The 17,292-nt window shown below is 70.9% G+C and carries 15 protein-coding genes; 13 read left to right on the top strand and 2 right to left on the bottom strand.

The features are described from left to right. Nucleotides 1-180: 180 nt before the first annotated feature. On the bottom strand, nt 181-1,638 hold the full coding sequence (locus AAIB33_RS01725) for an NAD(P)H-quinone dehydrogenase (protein WP_345801848.1): 1,458 nt from the start codon (nt 1,636-1,638) through the stop codon (nt 181-183). A gap of 110 nt (nt 1,639-1,748) precedes the next feature. On the opposite strand from AAIB33_RS01725, the gene AAIB33_RS01720 reads away from it, so the two are divergent. From AAIB33_RS01720 to AAIB33_RS01710, 3 genes are read left to right on the top strand one after another with little or no spacing between them, the layout of a single operon-like run. After that, a complete protein-coding gene (locus AAIB33_RS01720) occupies nt 1,749-2,579 on the top strand; it encodes a purine-nucleoside phosphorylase (protein ID WP_345801847.1) in 831 nt (276 codons plus the stop codon). After that, on the top strand, nt 2,576-4,264 hold the full coding sequence (locus AAIB33_RS01715; RefSeq protein ID WP_345801846.1) for a phospho-sugar mutase: 1,689 nt from the start codon (nt 2,576-2,578) through the stop codon (nt 4,262-4,264). Before AAIB33_RS01720 ends, AAIB33_RS01715 begins: the two co-directional genes overlap by 4 nt. Nucleotides 4,265-4,273: 9 nt before the next feature. Next, nucleotides 4,274-4,858 (top strand): GNAT family protein, encoded by a 585-nt coding sequence (locus AAIB33_RS01710; protein ID WP_345801845.1) that lies wholly within the window; start codon nt 4,274-4,276, stop codon nt 4,856-4,858. A 256-nt stretch (nt 4,859-5,114) separates the two neighbouring features. Here the strand turns inward: AAIB33_RS01710 and AAIB33_RS01705 are convergent, their stop codons facing one another. Then, entirely contained in the window at nt 5,115-7,046 is a 1,932-nt protein-coding gene (locus AAIB33_RS01705) for a PTS sugar transporter subunit IIA (RefSeq protein WP_345801844.1), read from the bottom strand. A gap of 167 nt (nt 7,047-7,213) precedes the next feature. On the opposite strand from AAIB33_RS01705, the gene AAIB33_RS01700 reads away from it, so the two are divergent. The 10 genes from AAIB33_RS01700 to AAIB33_RS01655 all read left to right on the top strand — a co-directional run bounded on the left by AAIB33_RS01700 (nt 7,214) and on the right by AAIB33_RS01655 (nt 17,141). Next, on the top strand, nt 7,214-7,558 hold the full coding sequence (locus AAIB33_RS01700; RefSeq protein ID WP_345801843.1) for a PTS sugar transporter: 345 nt from the start codon (nt 7,214-7,216) through the stop codon (nt 7,556-7,558). A gap of 52 nt (nt 7,559-7,610) precedes the next feature. After that, nucleotides 7,611-7,886, top strand: coding sequence for an HPr family phosphocarrier protein (locus AAIB33_RS01695; RefSeq protein ID WP_345801842.1), 276 nt, complete (start codon nt 7,611-7,613; stop codon nt 7,884-7,886). Between the two features lie 3 nt (nt 7,887-7,889). Next, nucleotides 7,890-9,584: a phosphoenolpyruvate--protein phosphotransferase gene (gene ptsP, locus AAIB33_RS01690; protein ID WP_345801841.1), complete on the top strand. Its 1,695-nt coding sequence runs from the start codon at nt 7,890-7,892 to the stop codon at nt 9,582-9,584. 41 nt (nt 9,585-9,625) lie between these two features. Continuing rightward, complete coding sequence (locus AAIB33_RS01685; protein ID WP_345801840.1) at nt 9,626-11,191, top strand: PTS mannitol transporter subunit IICB; 1,566 nt, start codon at nt 9,626-9,628, stop codon at nt 11,189-11,191. A 141-nt stretch (nt 11,192-11,332) separates the two neighbouring features. Further along, complete coding sequence (locus tag AAIB33_RS01680; RefSeq protein WP_345801839.1) at nt 11,333-11,773, top strand: PTS sugar transporter subunit IIA; 441 nt, start codon at nt 11,333-11,335, stop codon at nt 11,771-11,773. Next, nucleotides 11,770-12,930 carry a mannitol-1-phosphate 5-dehydrogenase gene (locus tag AAIB33_RS01675; RefSeq protein ID WP_345801838.1) on the top strand — a complete coding sequence of 387 codons (1,161 nt, stop codon included), beginning with the start codon at nt 11,770-11,772 and terminating at the stop codon, nt 12,928-12,930. The genes AAIB33_RS01680 and AAIB33_RS01675 overlap by 4 nt, the downstream gene beginning before the upstream one ends. 83 nt (nt 12,931-13,013) lie before the next feature. Beyond that, nucleotides 13,014-13,745 (top strand): alpha/beta hydrolase, encoded by a 732-nt coding sequence (locus tag AAIB33_RS01670; protein WP_345803484.1) that lies wholly within the window; start codon nt 13,014-13,016, stop codon nt 13,743-13,745. Between the two features lie 149 nt (nt 13,746-13,894). Continuing rightward, on the top strand, nt 13,895-15,232 hold the full coding sequence (locus tag AAIB33_RS01665; protein WP_345801837.1) for an NAD(P)/FAD-dependent oxidoreductase: 1,338 nt from the start codon (nt 13,895-13,897) through the stop codon (nt 15,230-15,232). After that, on the top strand, nt 15,229-16,185 hold the full coding sequence (locus tag AAIB33_RS01660; RefSeq protein WP_345801836.1) for a bile acid:sodium symporter family protein: 957 nt from the start codon (nt 15,229-15,231) through the stop codon (nt 16,183-16,185). The genes AAIB33_RS01665 and AAIB33_RS01660 overlap by 4 nt, the downstream gene beginning before the upstream one ends. After that, a complete protein-coding gene (locus AAIB33_RS01655) occupies nt 16,185-17,141 on the top strand; it encodes an SDR family oxidoreductase (protein ID WP_345801835.1) in 957 nt (318 codons plus the stop codon). Before AAIB33_RS01660 ends, AAIB33_RS01655 begins: the two co-directional genes overlap by 1 nt. The last annotated feature ends 151 nt before the right edge of the window (nt 17,142-17,292 follow it).

Raw genomic sequence — 17,292 nt, 5'->3', positions numbered from 1 at the left:
AGACCCTATGGCGTGCGCGTCGCGTGCCTGGGGTCTCGACGAGACCCTAGGGTGTCGTCGCATGCCCTGGGTTTCCACCAGACCCTAGGGTGTCGTCACGCCCGCGCGAGTCGGCGGGGATCAGGATGCCTGCGCACGTGGCATCCCGAATCGGGACGCCTCAGCCCGAGGCATCCCGGATCAGGCGCCGTAGATGGCGTGGTCGACGACGTGCATGGCACGCGCCGAGTCGGTGATCGTGCCCGACAGCGACGGGTAGACGGCGAAGACCCGCGACAGCTGGTCGACCGTGAGCCGGCGCTCGATCGCGATCGCAATCGGGTAGATGAGCTCCGACGCGCGCGGTCCGACGATGACGCCGCCGATGACGCTGCCGCTGCCCTGCCGGGCGATGAGCTTCACGAAGCCGTCCTTGATGCCCATCATCTTGGCGCGGGGGTTCGCGGCGAGCGGCAGCTTGTGCACGACGCCCTGGATGAGGCCGTCGGCGATGTCCTTCTCCTGCCACCCGACCGTCGCGATCTCGGGTGCGGTGAAGATGTTCGACGCGACGCGGCGGCGCTCCAGCGGGATGACGACGTCGCCGAGGGCGTGGAAGACGGCCGTGCGGCCCTGCATCGCCGCGACGGAGGCGAGCGGGATGAATGTCGTGCAGTCCCCCGCGGCGTAGATGTTGGGCACGGAGGTGCGCGCGACGCGGTTGACCTGGATGTGGCCGGACTCCGTCATCTGCACGCCGGCCTGCTCGAGGCCGATGCCGCGCGTGTTCGGGATGGCCCCGACGGCCATGAGGCAGTGGCTGCCCTCGACCGTCGTCCCGTCGGACAGCGTCACGAGGACGCCGTCGCCCGTGTTCTCGACCTTGTCGGCGCGCGACTTCGAGAGCACGGTCATGCCGCCGCGCTTGAAGACCTTCTCGAGCACCGCCGCGGCGTCGGTGTCCTCGCCGGGAAGCACCTGGTCGCGGCTCGAGATGAGCGTGACCTTGGCCCCGAGGTTCATGTAGGCGCCGGCGAACTCGGCGCCCGTGACGCCGGATCCGACGACGATGAGGTGCTCGGGCAGGTCGCGCATGTCGTAGAGCTGCGTCCACGTGAGGATGCGCTGGCCGTCGGGCCGGGCGCTCGGCAGCTCGCGCGGCGACGCGCCGACCGAGATGACGAGCGTGTCGGCCTCGATGCGGTCGAAGTCGGTGCCGCCGGGGCCCGTCGAGACGACGACCGCGTTGTCATCCTCGAGGCGACCGTGTCCGGAGATGATGCGGACGCCGGCCTCGACGAGCGAGGCGCGCATGTCGTCGGACTGCTGGCGGGCGAGCGCGAGGAGCCGCTTGTTGACGGCGGACAGGTTGATGGCGATCTCGGGCTTGAGCGGCTTGCCGTCCTTGCCCTTCGCGAAGAGCTGCACGCCCAGATCGCTCGCGCCCGCGATGGCGACGGCCGCGTCGGCGGTGGCGATGAGCGACTTCGACGGGACGACGTCAGTGATGACCGCCGACCCTCCGACACCCGCCCTCTCGACCAGCGTCACCTCCGCGCCCAGCTGGGCGGCGGCGAGCGCCGCTTCGTAGCCGCCGGGTCCGCCGCCGATGATCGCGACGCTCTGGGTGACCTCGAAGCTCACAGACATGGATCCCATTCTCCCAGTCCGCGAGACCCTTCCGCGGCACCGGTCGCACGATGGGCCGAGTGGATGCTGCGGGTCGCCGCGTCTGGCCCCCGGGAGCGGCCCCTACCTAGAGTGGGGGCATGTCCGACATCACCAACCCGTTCGACGACCCCGCCGCCGACCCGTTCGCGATCGCGGCGCAGGCCGCCGACGACATCGCGCGCATCACAGGCGTCGAGCACCACGACATCGCCCTCACGCTCGGGAGCGGCTGGGCGGGAGCGGCCGAGCTCATCGGCGAGACGACCGCGACCTTCCCCGCGAGCGAGGTCACCGGCTTCAGCGCGCCCGCCCTGGCAGGCCACGTCGGCACGCTCCGCAGCATCCTGACCCCCCGCGGCAAGCGCGTGCTCGTGATCGGCGCGCGCACGCACTTCTACGAGGGCCACGGCGTGCGCCGCGTCGTGCACAGCGTGCGCACGGCCGCCGCGACGGGCGCCCGCACGATGGTGCTGACGAACGGCGCGGGCGGCATCAAGCACACCTGGAAGCCCGGCACGCCGGTGCTCATCAGCGACCACATCAACCTGACGGCCGCGACGCCGCTCGAGGGCGCGACCTTCATCGACCTCACCGACCTGTACTCGGTGCGCCTGCGCGACCTCGCCCGCTCGATCGACCCGAGCCTCGACGAGGGCGTGTACTGCCAGTTCACGGGTCCGCAGTACGAGACGCCGGCCGAGGTGCAGATGGCGAAGGCGATCGGCGGACACATCGTCGGCATGTCGACCGCGCTCGAGGCGATCGCCGCCCGCCAGGCCGGCATGGAGATCCTCGGCTTCTCGCTCATCACCAACATGGCCGCCGGCATCCAGACCACCCCCCTCAGCCATGAGGAGGTCATGGAGGCGGGCCGTCAGGCCGGCCCCGTCATCTCGTCGCTGCTCGCCCGCGTGATCGGGGCGATGTGAGCGGCGCTGCAGACCAGGCCCGCGCCTGGCTCGCGCAGGATCCCGACCCCGAGACCCGCGACGAGCTGACCCTGCTGCTCGCAAGAGCGGAGGAGGGGGATGCCGCGGCCGCGGCCGACCTCGAGGACCGCTTCGCCGCGCGCCTCGCGTTCGGCACCGCGGGGCTGCGCGGAGAGCTCGGCGCCGGCAGCAACCGCATGAACCGCGTGCTCGTCGCGCAGGCGGCCGCGGGCCTGGCCGCCTATCTGCTCGAGAAGGCCGGCGACTCGGCCGAGGCCGGCCAACGTCCGCTCGTCGTCATCGGGTACGACGGGCGCCGCAACTCCCGCGTGTTCGCGAAGGACTCCGCCGAGCTCTTCGCGGGTGCGGGACTGCGCGCCATCCTCCTTCCGCGCCTGCTCCCGACGCCCGTGCTCGCATTCGCCGTGCGGCACCTCGGCGCCGACGCCGGCGTCATGGTGACGGCGAGCCACAACCCGCCGAACGACAACGGGTACAAGGTGTACCTCGGCGGAGCGAACGAAGGCGCGCAGATCGTCGCGCCCGCCGACGCCGAGATCGCGGCGCACATCCAGCGCATCGCGGATGCCGGGGGCGCGGCATCCCTCCCCCGTTCGCTCGGCTACGAGACGGCGCCGGAATCCCTCGTCGAGGCCTACGTCGCCGAGACGGCAGCCGTCGCACCCGCGCCCGACGGCGCCGACGGGCTGCGGTGGGTCTACACCGCGATGCACGGCGTGGGGTGGGAGACGCTGTCGCGCATCCTCGAGGTGGCCGGGTATCCCGCGCCGACGCTCGTCGCGGCGCAGATCGAGCCCGACGGCGCGTTCCCGACCGTCGCGTTCCCGAACCCCGAGGAGCCCGGCGCGATGGACCTCGCATTCGAGACGGCGCGCGGCGCCGACGCCGAGCTCGTCATCGCGAACGATCCCGATGCCGACCGCCTCGCGGTCGCCGTGCCCGACGAGTCCGTCGAGGGCGGCTGGCGACGCCTCACGGGCAACCAGATCGGACTGCTGCTGGGCTGGCGGGCGGCACGATCGGCACGGGAAGCGGATGCTGCTCCCGGCGCCTCACTGGCCTGCTCGCTCGTCTCCTCGCCCGGCCTGCAGACGGTCGCCGAGCACTACGGGCTCGACTTCCACTCGACGCTCACGGGGTTCAAGTGGATCTCGCGCGCCCCCGGAATCGTGTTCGGCTTCGAGGAGGCGCTCGGCTACCTCGTGAACCCGGGAACCGTCCGCGACAAGGACGGCATCTCCGCCGCCGTCGCGATGCTGGGTCTGGTCTCCGAGGCGCGCGGGCGCGGGCAATCGCTCGCCGACGTGCTGCGGGAGTTCGATGAGACCTTCGGGTTCTTCGCGAGCGACCAGATCTCGGTGCGCGTCGAGCAGGTGTCGGTCATCGCGCGCATCATGGCGGCGCTGCGGGCGCAGCATCCCGAGCGCATCGGCGATGTCGAGGTCGAGCGGGTCGACGATCTGCTGGAGGGCGTCGAGGACCTCCCGCCGGGAGATGTGCTGCGGCTGTGGCTCGTCGACGGGTCGCGGGTCATCGTGCGTCCGAGCGGCACCGAGCCCAAGCTCAAGCTCTACCTCGACGTGCGCGGCGACTCGGCGGACGACGCCCGGCACCGCATCGAGAGCCTCGCGGCCGGCGCACGGGCCCTGCTCGCCGAGCAATAGGCTCGACGGGTGCTGCTGACCGAACCGATCACGCTCGAGAACGACTGGGTGCGACTGGAGCCCCTCTCGCCCGATCACGCCGACGACCTCGGCGACGCGACGGAGGGCCTCGAGTACGCCTGGTACACGTCGGCGCCGACGCGCGAGCAGATCCCGGACGAGATCGGCCGGCGCCTGACGTGGCAGACCGAGGGGCACATGAACGCGTGGGTCGTGCGGCGCCTGGCGACCGGGCGCGCCGTCGGCATGACGACGTTCTGCAACATCGACCAGGCCAACCGCCACGTCGAGATCGGCCACACCTGGCTCGGTCGATCGGCGCAGCGGACCGAGGTCAACACGGCCGCGAAGCTGCTGCTCCTCGGGCACGCGTTCGAGGCCTGCGACGCGATCGCCGTCGAGCTGCGCACGCACTGGCACAACCGCCAGTCACGCGAGGCGATCGCGCGCCTCGGTGCGAAGCAGGACGGCGTCCTGCGCAACCACCGCCTCGGCCCCGACGGCACGCTCCGCGACACCGTCGTGTTCTCGATCCTCCCGCACGAGTGGCCAGCCGTGCGGCTTGGCCTGCAGGAGCGCCTCGCCCGGCACTGAGCGCCGCGCCGCGGCATCCCTCCTCCCCTCCCACGCCACCGCCCTCGCACGCTGCTGCCCGCGAGTGCTGCACTTTCCTGCCAGCGCGACGTCGCGCGACGCAGCGGTCGCAGGAAACTGCAGCGCCTCCAGCCATCGGCGCGCTCAGCAGTCGAGCTGGCCCCGCCCGCGAGCGGACCCAGCCCTCACGGGGGCTCGCGCTCCGGGGTCGGGATGCCGCAGGGTCAGGCTTCGACAGGCGCAGGCTTCGACAGGCTCAGCCGTCGACGACGGCGACGAGCTCGTCGAGGAACGACGCGAAGTCGGTGCCGCGGCGCACGATGCGCTGCACGGACTCGCGCTCGGAGAAGACCTCCACGAGCTGCTCGAACACCGTCTGGAAGGCCTCGCGGTCGGTCTCGCTGAAGGCGACGAGGGCGACCACCTGCACCCTCCCCTCGCCCCAGGGGATCGAGGGGTCGGCGATGCCGACGGCGATCGCCGTGCGCGTCGCCGTCATGCCGAGGGCGTGCGGCACGGCGAGCGCGTCGGTGAAGGCGGTCGAGGAGAGGTGCTCCCGCTGGATGGCGCGCTCGACGTAGTCGTCGTCGATGACGCCCCGCGCGACGAGCAGCGAGCCGAGACGGCGGATGACGTCGTCCTCGCCCGTCGCGTCGAGCCCCCGCACGAACGCGGTCGGCTCGAAGTAGCGCTCGAGCTCGGCGCGCAGCCGGGCGAGGCGTCGCGCGCGGCGGATGCGTCCGGCCGCCGCCTGCACGCGCTCGACGTCGCCCTCGGTGAGGAACGGCTGGATGCGGACCACGCGGTCGCCCGACACCGCCGGCCCCGGGTCGATCGTCGTGAGGACGAGGTCGGTGTCGATCGAGGCCCAGTCGGGGTCGACGCGCGTCTCGACGCCCGTCACCTCGATCGCCTGGCCGAGCGAGCGGTCGACCGACGAGCGGAGCAGCTCGTGCAGCTCGTAGTAGCCGGGGCAGACGATCGTCGCCGTGAGCAGCTGGTCGGCACGGCGGCTGCGCTCGAGGCGACCGCCGACGTGCATCGCGATGTAGGCGATCTCGTCGTCGAGGAGGGGGATGCCGAGCCGCTCGTGGAGACCGTTCGCGATGAAGACGGCGACCTCGAAGATCATCGGATACGTCGACTTGAGCGAGCGCGTGAGCGGATTGCGCGACCAGGCCTGCTCCTTGGCGCGCAGCCGCAGGTTCTGCACGTGCAGCGCGAGCCGCAGAATGAAGTCGTCGTGCACGACGTCGACGAGGAACTCGGATGCCGCCTCCTCGACGATCTCGCGGACGGCCGCCTCGACCTCGGGGTCGAGGCGCTCCCGCACGTGCATCTTGGGCGCCGTCGCGCCGGGCGCGACCACCCGCGTCAGCACGAGCGAGGCGAGGTGCTGCAGGTCGCCCGCGCCGAGCTCGACCCCGAGGTCGCGCTCCACGAGCCGGCCGAGGATCGCGGCGACCTCGGCGTTCGCGGGCGACGCCTCCGCGGCCTCGCCGTCGAGCGCGCGATGCTGCGCGACGCGGTCCGCCGCGATCGCGATGTGCATGACGACGTCGGCGATGCCGTACTCATTGACGAAGTAGCCGAGGGCGCCGAGCTCGGCGACGAGCTCGGTCTTGAACGGCCCGAACGCGCGCGCGCCGACGGACGCGTCGCCGAGCGTGCGACGGAGTGCCTCGAGGTCGAAGGACCCGGCATCCATCTCGTCGTGGGCGAGCTTCGAGAGCAGGCGTCGCTGCGCCATCTCGGTGCCCCGCAGCCGCGCCCGCGAAGCGGAGCGCTCGAGTGCGAGTTCCGTGCCGCCCAGGAGCCCCCGCACGCGGGCGAGGTCGGCGTCGAGCGTCGCCGACGAGACATGCAGGCGGTCGGCCGTCTCGAAGACGTCGATGCCCTCGGGCGAATCCAGGAGGGCCCGCACGAGGGTGTGCAGCCGGTCGCGGGGGGTCGAGGCATCCATCGACCCGTTCGAACGCAGGGCCGCCGACGCGTCGGGGCCCGCTCGATACCCCTGCGGACCGGACTCGATCGCGAGACCCGAGGCGACCCGCCCGTTGACGGCCGTGACGTAGGAGCGGATGCTGCGGGGCGTGACGCCCAGAGCGTCGGCGAGGGTGGCCGCGGTCGCCCACTCCCCGTCGCGCGCGAGCAGGCCGATCAGGCGGTCCTGTCTCGCTCTCGTCACCGGATCCTCCGCGTCGCGCGCCGCCGTCGGCCGCGCGGATCCAGTCAACCACGCCCCCGGCGGCCTCCGGCCCGAGACCCGCAGACCTTCCGCGGGGGCGGAAACAGACATGGTTGTCCGCTCCCAGCGTTTTCACAAGAATGGCCATCACGTAAGGAGGCGGATCGATGAGGATCCTCGTGGTCTGCGGCGCAGGTGCATCCAGCACCTTCGTCGCGCAGCGTGTGCGGCACGCGGCCCACGAGCGGGGACTCGCCTATTCCGCCTTCGCCGGCACCGAGCTGTCGCTTCCCATCGACCTCGATGCCGCCGACGTCGTCCTCGTGGGTCCGCATCTCGCGCATGCGCTCGAGCGCATCGAGCGGGATGCCGCGATCCGCGGGACGACGGTGGTGCTGCTGCCGTCCGACATCTTCAACGATCTGGACGGGACGCGGACGCTTCAGCTCGTCCGCGACGCGGTCGGGGGCTCCGGGGGGACCCTTCCGGCCGCGGGCGGCGCCACCGCCTGACTGCCCGCAGACTCACACGACGAACACGCTGGACCGACTGAGAGGACATGACATGCCACCCATCTCCCGCACGGTGCGGATCGGATCGTCGCACGGCCTGCACGCCCGGCCCGCGAAGCTCTTCGCGCAGGCGGCGAAGGACTCCGGCATCCCGGTGACGATCGCGAAGGACTCGGGATCGCCCGTCAACGCGGCGAGCATCCTGGGCGTCATCGCCCTCGGCGTCGAGCAGGGCGACTACGTCACGCTCACGGCCGACGGCGACGGCGCCGAGTCCACGCTCGACACCCTCGCCGAGCTCCTCACGACCGATCACGACGCGGAGTAGACCATGGCGGAACTGCGAGGAGTCGGAATCGGACTGGGCGTCGCACAGGGCCCCGTGGCCCGCATGGCGGAGCCCCTTCCGGCACCCGGCGACGGACCCAGCACCCTGAGCATCGGCGAGGAGACGGCGCGCGTGCGCGAGGCCGTGGGCGCGGTCGCCCGCGAGCTCGAGCAGCGCGGGACGCAGGCGGGCGGAGCGGCACAGGATGTGCTCGAGGCGCAGGCGATGATGGCCGAGGACCCCACGCTCGAGCAGGAGGTCGACGACCGCATCGCGCAGGGCAAGACGGCCGAGTTCGCCGTGTTCGACGCATTCGCCTCGTTCCGCGACCAGCTCACTGCTCTCGGCGGATACCTCGGCGAGCGCGCGGCGGACCTCGACGACGTCGCTCAGCGCGTCATCGCCCGGCTGCGCGGCGTCCCGGCGCCGGGCGTGCCCGACCCGGGGCATCCCTTCGTCCTCGTCGCCAAGGACCTCGCCCCCGCCGACACGGCCCTCCTCGACCTCGACAAGGTGCTCGCGCTCGTCACGACCGAGGGCGGACCCACGTCGCACACGGCGATCCTCGCCCGGGAGAAGTCGATCGTGGCGGTCGTCGGCGCCGGCGCCGCGAAAGACCTCGCCGACGGGCAGACGGTGATCGTGGATGCCGCCGCCGGCGTCGTCACGACCGACCCGACCGCCGACGAGCTCGAGCGGGCCCAGAACCGCGCCGCGGCGCGGGCCGCGCAGGCATCCGCTCCCCTCACCCCCGGCGCGCTCGCGGACGGAACCGCGATCCCGCTCCTGGCCAACCTCGGAAAGCCCGAGGGTGCGGCGGAGGCGGTCGCGCTCGGCGCGGAGGGCGTCGGCCTGTTCCGCACCGAGTTCCTGTTCCTCTCCTCGAGCCAGGCCCCGACCGTGGAGCAGCAGCGCGAGTCCTACACGAAGCTCCTCGCGGCCTTCCCCGGCAAGAAGGTCGTCGTGCGCGTGCTCGACGCCGGCGCCGACAAGCCGCTCGCGTTCCTCAACGACGCGCACGAGGAGAACCCAGCGCTCGGACTCCGCGGCATCCGCGCGCTCCGGGCGAGCGAGGACATCCTGCGCGAGCAGCTCACGGCCCTCGCGGAGGCGGATGCCGCGACCCGGCACCTGCCCGACGGCCCGGCCGACCTCTGGGTCATGGCGCCCATGATCGCGACCGTCGAGGAGACCGAGTACTTCACGGCGCTCGCACGCGAATACGGCATCAAGACCGCCGGCGTCATGGTCGAGGTGCCCTCTTCGGCGCTCCTCGCGGACCGCATCCTGGCCGTCGCCGACTTCGCCTCGATCGGCACGAACGACCTGACCCAGTACACGCTCGCGGCCGACCGGCTGCTGGGCTCGGTCGCGTCGTTCCAGGACCCGTGGCACCCCGCCGTGCTGCAGCTGATCCGCGATGTCGGCCAGGCCGGCCGCGAGAACTCCAAGCCCGTCGGCATCTGCGGCGAGGCCGCCGCGGATCCCCTCCTCGCCGTCGTGCTCGTGGGCCTCGGCGCCACGAGCCTGTCGATGGCCCCCACCGCTCTCGCCGACGTCCGCGCGTCGCTTCTGGAGCACACCCTCGCCGAGGCGCGCGGTATCGCCGAGGCAGCCCTGGCCGCGAATGACGCGGCATCCGCCCGAACCGCGGCTCGAGAAGCCGCTTCCCGAGAAAACAAGGAGACACAGCAATGACAACGGCGTCAGCACCGGCTTCCGGTGCCAAACGAGCGCAGGTGCACGTCCAACGCTTCGGAACGTTCCTGTCCGGCATGATCATGCCGAACATCCCCGCACTCATCGCGTGGGGCATCGTGACCATGTTCTTCATCGACGTGGGCTTCACCCCGGTACCCGCGCTCGCGACCATCGTCGGCCCATTCATTCACTATCTTCTGCCGATCCTCATCGCCTACACGGGCGGCAGCATGGTCTACGGGATCCGGGGCGGGGTCGTCGCGTCGATCGGCCTCTTCGGGGCGATCGCCGGCTCCGACTACCTCATCGCACAGACCAATGCGACCGCCCTCGCAGCGTGGCTGGACGCAGGGAAGGACGCCGCCGACTTCAAGGCGCTCGGCCAGGTGCACATGTTCATCGGTGCGATGATCATGGCGCCGATCGCGGCCTATTCCATGAGGTGGCTCGACTCGCTCTGGGAGGGCAAGATCAAGGCGGGCTTCGAGATGCTCGTCAACATGTTCTCGGCCGGCATCTGGGGCTTCGTCATGATGATCGTGGGTTTCTACCCGATCGCGTGGCTCGTCAACGGTCTCATGCAGATCCTGTCGAACGCGGTCAACTGGCTCGTGTCGATGAACCTCCTGCCGCTCACGAGCATCGTGATCGAGCCCGCCAAGGTGCTGTTCCTCAACAACGCGATCAACCACGGCGTGCTCACCCCGCTCGGCCTCCAGCAGGTCGCCGACGAGGGTTCGTCGATCCTCTTCCTCCTGGAGGCCAACCCCGGCCCCGGCGTCGGACTCCTCCTCGCCTTCACCTTCTTCGGGATTGGCGCGGCACGTGCGTCGGCGCCGGGCGCGGCTGTCATCCAGTTCGTCGGCGGCATCCACGAGGTGTACTTCCCGTACGCGCTCATGAAGCCCATCCTCATCGTCGCGCTCATCGCGGGTGGTGCGACCGGCGTGACCACCAACATGCTCTTCGGCGGCTCTCTCGCCGCACCGGCGGCTCCCGGCAGCATCATCGCCGTGTCGGTGCAGGCGGTCAATCCCGCCGCCGGCGGGGTGCCGAACCTGCTGGTGGTGTGGCTTTCCGTGCTGCTCTCGGCGACCGTGACGTTCCTGATCGCAGCCATGCTGCTGCGGGCGTCTCGCAAGCGTGACCTCGAGGAGCTCGCCCTGACGGACGACGCCTTCGGCGCCGCGATCACGCAGACAGAGGCGGCCAAGGGCAAGAGCTCGGCAAGCCTCGAAGGCCTCCGCGCCGGTGCCGCGACGCAGGCCGGTGGCATGGCCGGGGCTGCGACGGCGACCGATAAGGAGATCCGCAGCATCGTGTTCGCGTGCGACGCGGGCATGGGGTCGTCGGCGATGGGCGCCAGCGTCCTGCGCAACAAGATCAAGAAGGCCGGCATCGAGGACGTCACGGTCGTCAACAAGGCGATCGCGAGCCTCGACGGCTCGGCCGACCTGGTCATCACGCAGAACCAGCTCACCGACCGTGCACGTGCGCAGTCGCCGAACGCGGTGCACGTGTCCGTCGACAACTTCATGAACTCGCCGCGGTACGACGAGGTCGTGGACCTTGTCAAGGCGCAGCACGAGGACGCGCAGGCGTAGCGAAAGGAAGCCCGAAGACCCTCTGGGGTCGGATGTGCGAGATGCCCCGGCCCCAGAGTCTTCGGCGCTTCGCACGCGACCGCTCCACGGCGGCCGAGCGTGCATCGAGAAGAGACACCCGTTTCGAGAAAGGCGAAGAGCATGGCACGTGAGGTCCTCAGCATCGGACAGGTCCGCATCCACTCCGGCGGCGCGACCCGCGACGAGGCGATGAAGGAGGCGGCCGACATCCTCGAGGCGGTCGGCGCCGTCACCGGCGAGTACTTCGACGCGATGAAGCAGCGCGAGCAGACGGTCTCGACCTATATGGGCAACGAGCTCGCCATCCCGCACGGCACGAACGAGACGAAGAACACGATCCTCGCGTCGGGCCTCTCGGTCGTCCGCTACGACGGCGGCGTCGACTGGGACGGCGAGCCCGTCACCTTCGTCATCGGCATCGCCGGCAAGGGCGACGAGCACCTCGAGATCCTGTCGCAGATCGCGATCCTCTTCTCCGACGAGGACGACGTCGAACGGCTCAAGCAGGCTCAGACGCCCGAGGAGCTCTTCGCGATCCTCTCGACCGTCAACGAGTCATGAAGGCCGTCCACTTCGGCGCAGGCAACATCGGCCGCGGCTTCGTCGGCCTGCTCCTGCACGAGGGCGGCTACGACCTCGTGTTCTCCGACGTCGCCGCCCCGCTCGTCGACGCCATCAACGCGGTCGACTCGTACACCGTGCACGCGGTCGGCGAGGGCGGCGGCGACACCGTCGTCACGGGCTTCCGGGCGCTCAACAGCGCGACGCACCCCGACGAGCTCGTCGACGAGATCGCGACGGCGAACGTCGTGACGACCGCGGTCGGGCCGACGATCCTGAAGTTCGTCGCGCCGCACATCCTCGCGGGGCTCGCGCTGCGCGACCCGCACTCGCCGCCGCTGCAGGTCATGGCGTGCGAGAACGCCATCAACGCGACGGACCTGCTGCGCGACGAGATCCGCGAGCGCGCGGGCGACGCGTGGGAGGCTCTGCAGGGCCGTGCGGTCTTCGCCAACACGGCGGTGGACCGGATCGTGCCGGCCCAGCCGCCGGGCGGCGGCGTCGATGTCACGGTCGAGCCGTTCTACGAATGGGCGATCGAGCGGCCGCCGTTCGGCGACGACCCGCCCAGCATCCCGGGCGCGCACTTCGTCGACGACCTGGCGCCCTACATCGAGCGGAAGCTCTTCACGGTCAACACCGGTCATGCCACGACGGCGTACTTCGGTGCGCAGGCGGGCGTAGAGACGATCGCGCAGGCGCTCGCCGACGACGCCATCGCCGCAATGGTCGCGGCGGCGCTGGAGGAGACGTCGGCGCTGCTCGCCGCGAAGCACGGGCTCGATCCCGCCGAGCTGACCGAGTACCGCACGACGATCCTGCGCCGCTTCCGCAACGAGGTCCTCCCCGACACGGTGTGGCGGGTGGGGCGCCAGCCGCTGCGCAAGCTCTCGCGGCACGAGCGCTTCATCGGGCCGGCCGCCGAGGCGGCCGAGCGGGGGCTGTCGACGCAGGCGCTCCTCGCGGCGGTGGGCGCGGCGCTCGCCTTCCGCGACGCCGAGGACGAGCAGTCGGTCGAGCTGCAGCGGCTTCTGCGGGAACAGGATGCCGAGACCCTGACGGCCACGCTCACGGGCCTCGAGCCCGGGCATCCCCTCTTCCCGAAGGTGCGGGAGGTCATCGCGGAGAGGCAGGCGGACGTAGGCTCGGAGGCGTGACGACCGACTCGCCCGACACCTCGCCCGACACGGCCGCCGACGACGCGATCGCCGAGACTCCGCCGAAGCGCAAGCGCCGCGGCCTGCGGATCCTCTGGTGGACCCTCGGCATCATCGGCGGCCTCATCGTGGCAGCCGTCGTCGCGATCGTCATCTGGAGCCAGGTCGGCGTCTACCAGGCCGAGCCCGAGCCGCTGGCCGCCGTCAAGGCCGACGACCGGATCGTCATCACGGACGACGACGCCGGCATCCTGATGCAGCCCGCCGAGGGAGGCTCGGACGTCGGGCTCGTCTTCATCCCCGGCGCCAAGGTCGACGCGTGGGCGTACGCGTCGAAGCTGTCCGGCATCGTCGCGGAGGACAACGTCACCGTCGTCATCACCAAGCCCTGGCTCAACCTCGCCTTCTTCGACCTGCGCCCCCTCGGGTCGTTCACGGCACTGGCACCCGAGATCGACACGTGGATGGTCGGCGGCCACTCCCTCGGCGGCGTGCGCTCGTGCATGCTCGCATCGCAGGCGCAGGGTCTGGTGCTGTTCGGCTCGTACTGCTCGAACGACCTCTCCACGTGGAAGGACTTCCCGGTGCTCAGCATCGGCGGCAGCCTCGACGCGCTGTCCACGCCCGAGAAGATCGCCGACAACCGCCACCTCCTCCCCGCCGACGCCGAGATGGCGCAGATCGACGGGGCGAGCCATTCGTCCTTCGGCGACTATGGGCTCCAGGACGGCGACAACACCCCGACCATCTCCGACGAGGACATGATCGACCAGCTCACGCAGCTCGTGCGGAGCTTCACTCCGCAGCTCCAGTGAGCGCCACCGGCGTCTGACGAGCGCCGGCGCGCGACCCGCGTCGGCGCCGCATCCGTGCCCGGTCGGTCGGTCGGTCGGTCGGTCGGTTAACAACGACTAACATCGAGGGGTTGCCCGGCGTCGGGTCGGCACGACGGAGTGTGGAAGACATGCAGGAGCACCGCTACGCCATCATCGGCGCCGGTCCCTCGGGGCTCGCGGCGGCGCGCGCGCTGCAGAAGGCGGGCATCGCGTTCGACGGGTACGAGGCATCCCGTGGCGTCGGCGGACTGTGGGACATCGAGAACCCGCGCTCGACGATGTACGAGTCGGCGCACCTCATCTCGTCGCGCACCACGACGCAGTTCGCGGAGTTCCCGATGGAGACGGCGGCCGACTACCCGAGCCACCGCGTCCTCATCGAGTACTTCCGCTCATACTCCGCCCGCTTCGGACTCGACGCGCGGTACCGGTTCGACACGAAGGTCACGCGTCTGGAGAAGACGGACGACGGCGAGTGGATGCTGCGCGCCTCGTCGCCCGACGGCGAGGTCGCACGGCGCTACACCGGCGTCATCCTCGCCAACGGCACGCTCGCCGAGCCGAACATCCCGACGTTCCGCGGGGAGTTCACGGGCGAGCTCCTCCACACGAGCGCGTACAAGAGCGCGACGCAGCTGACCGGCAAGCGCGTGCTCATCATCGGCGCGGGCAACTCGGGCTGCGACATCGCGGTCGACGCCGTGCACCACGCGACCTCCGTCGACATGAGCGTGCGCCGCGGCTACTACTTCGTGCCCCGCTACCTCTTCGGACGCCCATCCGACACCCTCAATCAGGGCAGGCCGCTGCCCGCGCGTCTCAAGCAGCTCGTCGACACCCGCGTGCTCCGCGCCTTCACGGGCGACCCCGTGCGGTTCGGGTTCCCCCGGCCCGACTACCGCATCTACGAATCGCACCCGATCGTCAACACCCTGATCCTCAACCACCTGGGACAGGGCGACCTCGGCATCCGCCCCGACATCGACCGCTTCGACGGCCGCGTGGTCCACTTCCGCGACGGCACGAGCGGCGAGTACGACACGGTTCTCCTCGCGACGGGCTACACGCTCGACTACCCGTTCGTCGACCGCGCCGACCTCAACTGGACGGGCTGGTCGCCGAAGCTCTTCCTCAACGTCTTCCCGCCGTCGTTCAACGGGCTCTACGTCATGGGCATGATCGAGGCATCCGGAATCGGCTGGCAGGGCCGGTACGAGCAGGCGGAGTTGATCGCCGAGTACCTCGCGGCGCTCGAGCGCCATCCGGATCGTGCCGCAGACTTCCGCCGCCGGGCGACGACGGAGCCGTGGCCCGATCTGACCGGCGGCTACCGGTACCTCGGCCTGGAACGCATGTCGTACTACGTCAACAAGGACGCGTACCGAGGTGCGGTGCGCTCCGAGGTGGCCGCGCTCCGCACGGATCGGGATGCTGCGCCCCGCCGCCGGCGCACGGCGCGCGCATGAACATCGACGACGTCACGCTCAACTTCACTCCGTCGACGCTCATCCTCCTCGACGTCGTCCTGGCGCTCATCATGCTGGGGATCGCGCTCGACACGTCGCCCGAGGACTTCAGGGTCGTCGCGCGCAAACCGAAGCCCTTCGTCATCGCGATCCTCGCCCAGCTCATCGTGCTGCCGGCCGTGACGTTCTGCCTGACGCTCATCCTCCCCGTGACGCCGTCGATGGCGCTCGGCATGATCCTCGTCGCGTGCTGTCCGCCGGGCAATATCTCGCAGGTGCTGACGCACCGCTCGGGCGGCAACGTCGCGCTGTCCGTGTCGATGACGGCGGTGTCGAACCTCGTCTACATCGTCGTGCTGCCGCTCTCGGTGGCGTTCTGGGGGTCGCTGCATCCCACCGCCCGCGACCTGCTCGAGACCGTCCGGCTCGACCCGTGGCAGATGCTCCTCGAGATCTTCCTCATCATCGGCGTCCCGTTCCTCGTCGGTCTCAGCATCCGTGCCCGCTTCCCCGCGTTCGCGGCCCGCGTGCAGCCCTTCGTGAAGTGGTTCTCCCTGCTCGCGCTCGTCGGCTTCATCGTGGCCGCCCTCGCCGGCAACTGGTCGTACTTCGTCGCCTTCCTCGGCGTCATCGTCGCCGTCGTCGCGATCCACGACGCCGTCGCTCTCGCGATCGGCTACACGACCGCGGTCGTCGGCGGTCTCGGGACGCGCGAGCGCAAGGCGATGACGTTCGAGGTCGGCATCCGCAACGCGGGACTCGGCCTCGGGCTCGTCTTCACCTTCTTCGGCGGACTCGGCGGCATGGCGATCGTGGCCGGCTGGTGGGGCATCTGGGACATCATCGCCGGGCTCATCGTCGCGGCGCTCTGGGCGAGACACACCCGTCGGCGCACCGGTTCGGCGAAGGGCGACGCGTCGCGCCACGCAGCGGCGGCAGAGGGCGCCGGCTGATGGGCGCGCGCGTCCTCGTCACGGGCGGCTCCGGCTTCCTCGGCACCCACGTCGCGACATCCCTCGTCGCGCATCCCGGTGTCGACCTCGTCGTCGCGGGCGACGTGCGCCCGCCGGCGACACCCGTCGCGGGTGTGGTCTACGACGCGTGCGACGTCACCGGGCCCGACGGCCTCGTGCCGCTGATGGAGCGCCACGGCATCGACGTCGTCGTGCACCTCGCTGCGATCGTCAACCCCGGACGCGACCACGACCTCGAATACCGCGTCGACGTGGACGGCACGCGGCACGTGCTGGAGGCCTGCGTTGAGGCCGGGGTGCGCCGCATCGTCGTGTCCTCGTCGGGGGCCGCCTACGGCTACCACGCCGACAGCCCAGACTGGCTGCGGGAGACCGACCCGGTGCGCGGCAACGACGAGTTCCCGTACTCGAAGCACAAGCGGCTCGTGGAGCAGATGCTCGCCGGATACCGCCTCGCACACCCCGAGCTCGAGCAGGTCGTGTTCCGCATCGGGACCATCCTCGGGCCCACCGTCCGCAATCAGATCACCGCGCTGTGGGACGGCCGGCGCATCCTCGGGATCCGCGGCTCCGACTCCCCCTTCGTCTTCATCTGGGTCGACGACGTCGCCGCCGCGATGGCCCGCGCTGCGACCGACGGCCCACCCGGCGTCTACAACGTCGCCGGCGACGGCCGCGTGACGATCCACGAGCTCGCCGCGAGGCTCGGCAAGCCGCTGCTCACCCTCCCGGCGTCGGTGCTGGCGGCGGCGCTGCGCGTCGGCCGTGCGCTGCGCCTCACCGTGCACGGCCCCGAGCAGGTCGGGTTCCTCCGCTACCGACCGGTCCTCGCCAACGACGCCCTGAAGCGCGACTTCGGCTACACGCCGGCCAAGACGAGCGCGGAGGCCTTCGAGGCCTACCTCGCAACGCATCCCGGCGTCGCCCGCCGCTGACCCGAGGTGCTCGCCGACGTCACGGCCGTCTTCGGCGCGCACGATGACGGCGCTTCCCGTGCACCAACTCAGCAAGAACCGGCGGGAACAGGCCTCCGCGGCCGTTCGCGCGGCGTGTCGCGGCGACTCTTGAGGAGTTGGTGCACGCGAG

The sequence above is a fragment of the Microbacterium sp. AZCO genome, from assembly GCF_039614715.1.
Lineage (GTDB): Bacteria > Actinomycetota > Actinomycetes > Actinomycetales > Microbacteriaceae > Microbacterium.
This window is presented reverse-complemented; position numbering and strand designations above follow the sequence as displayed.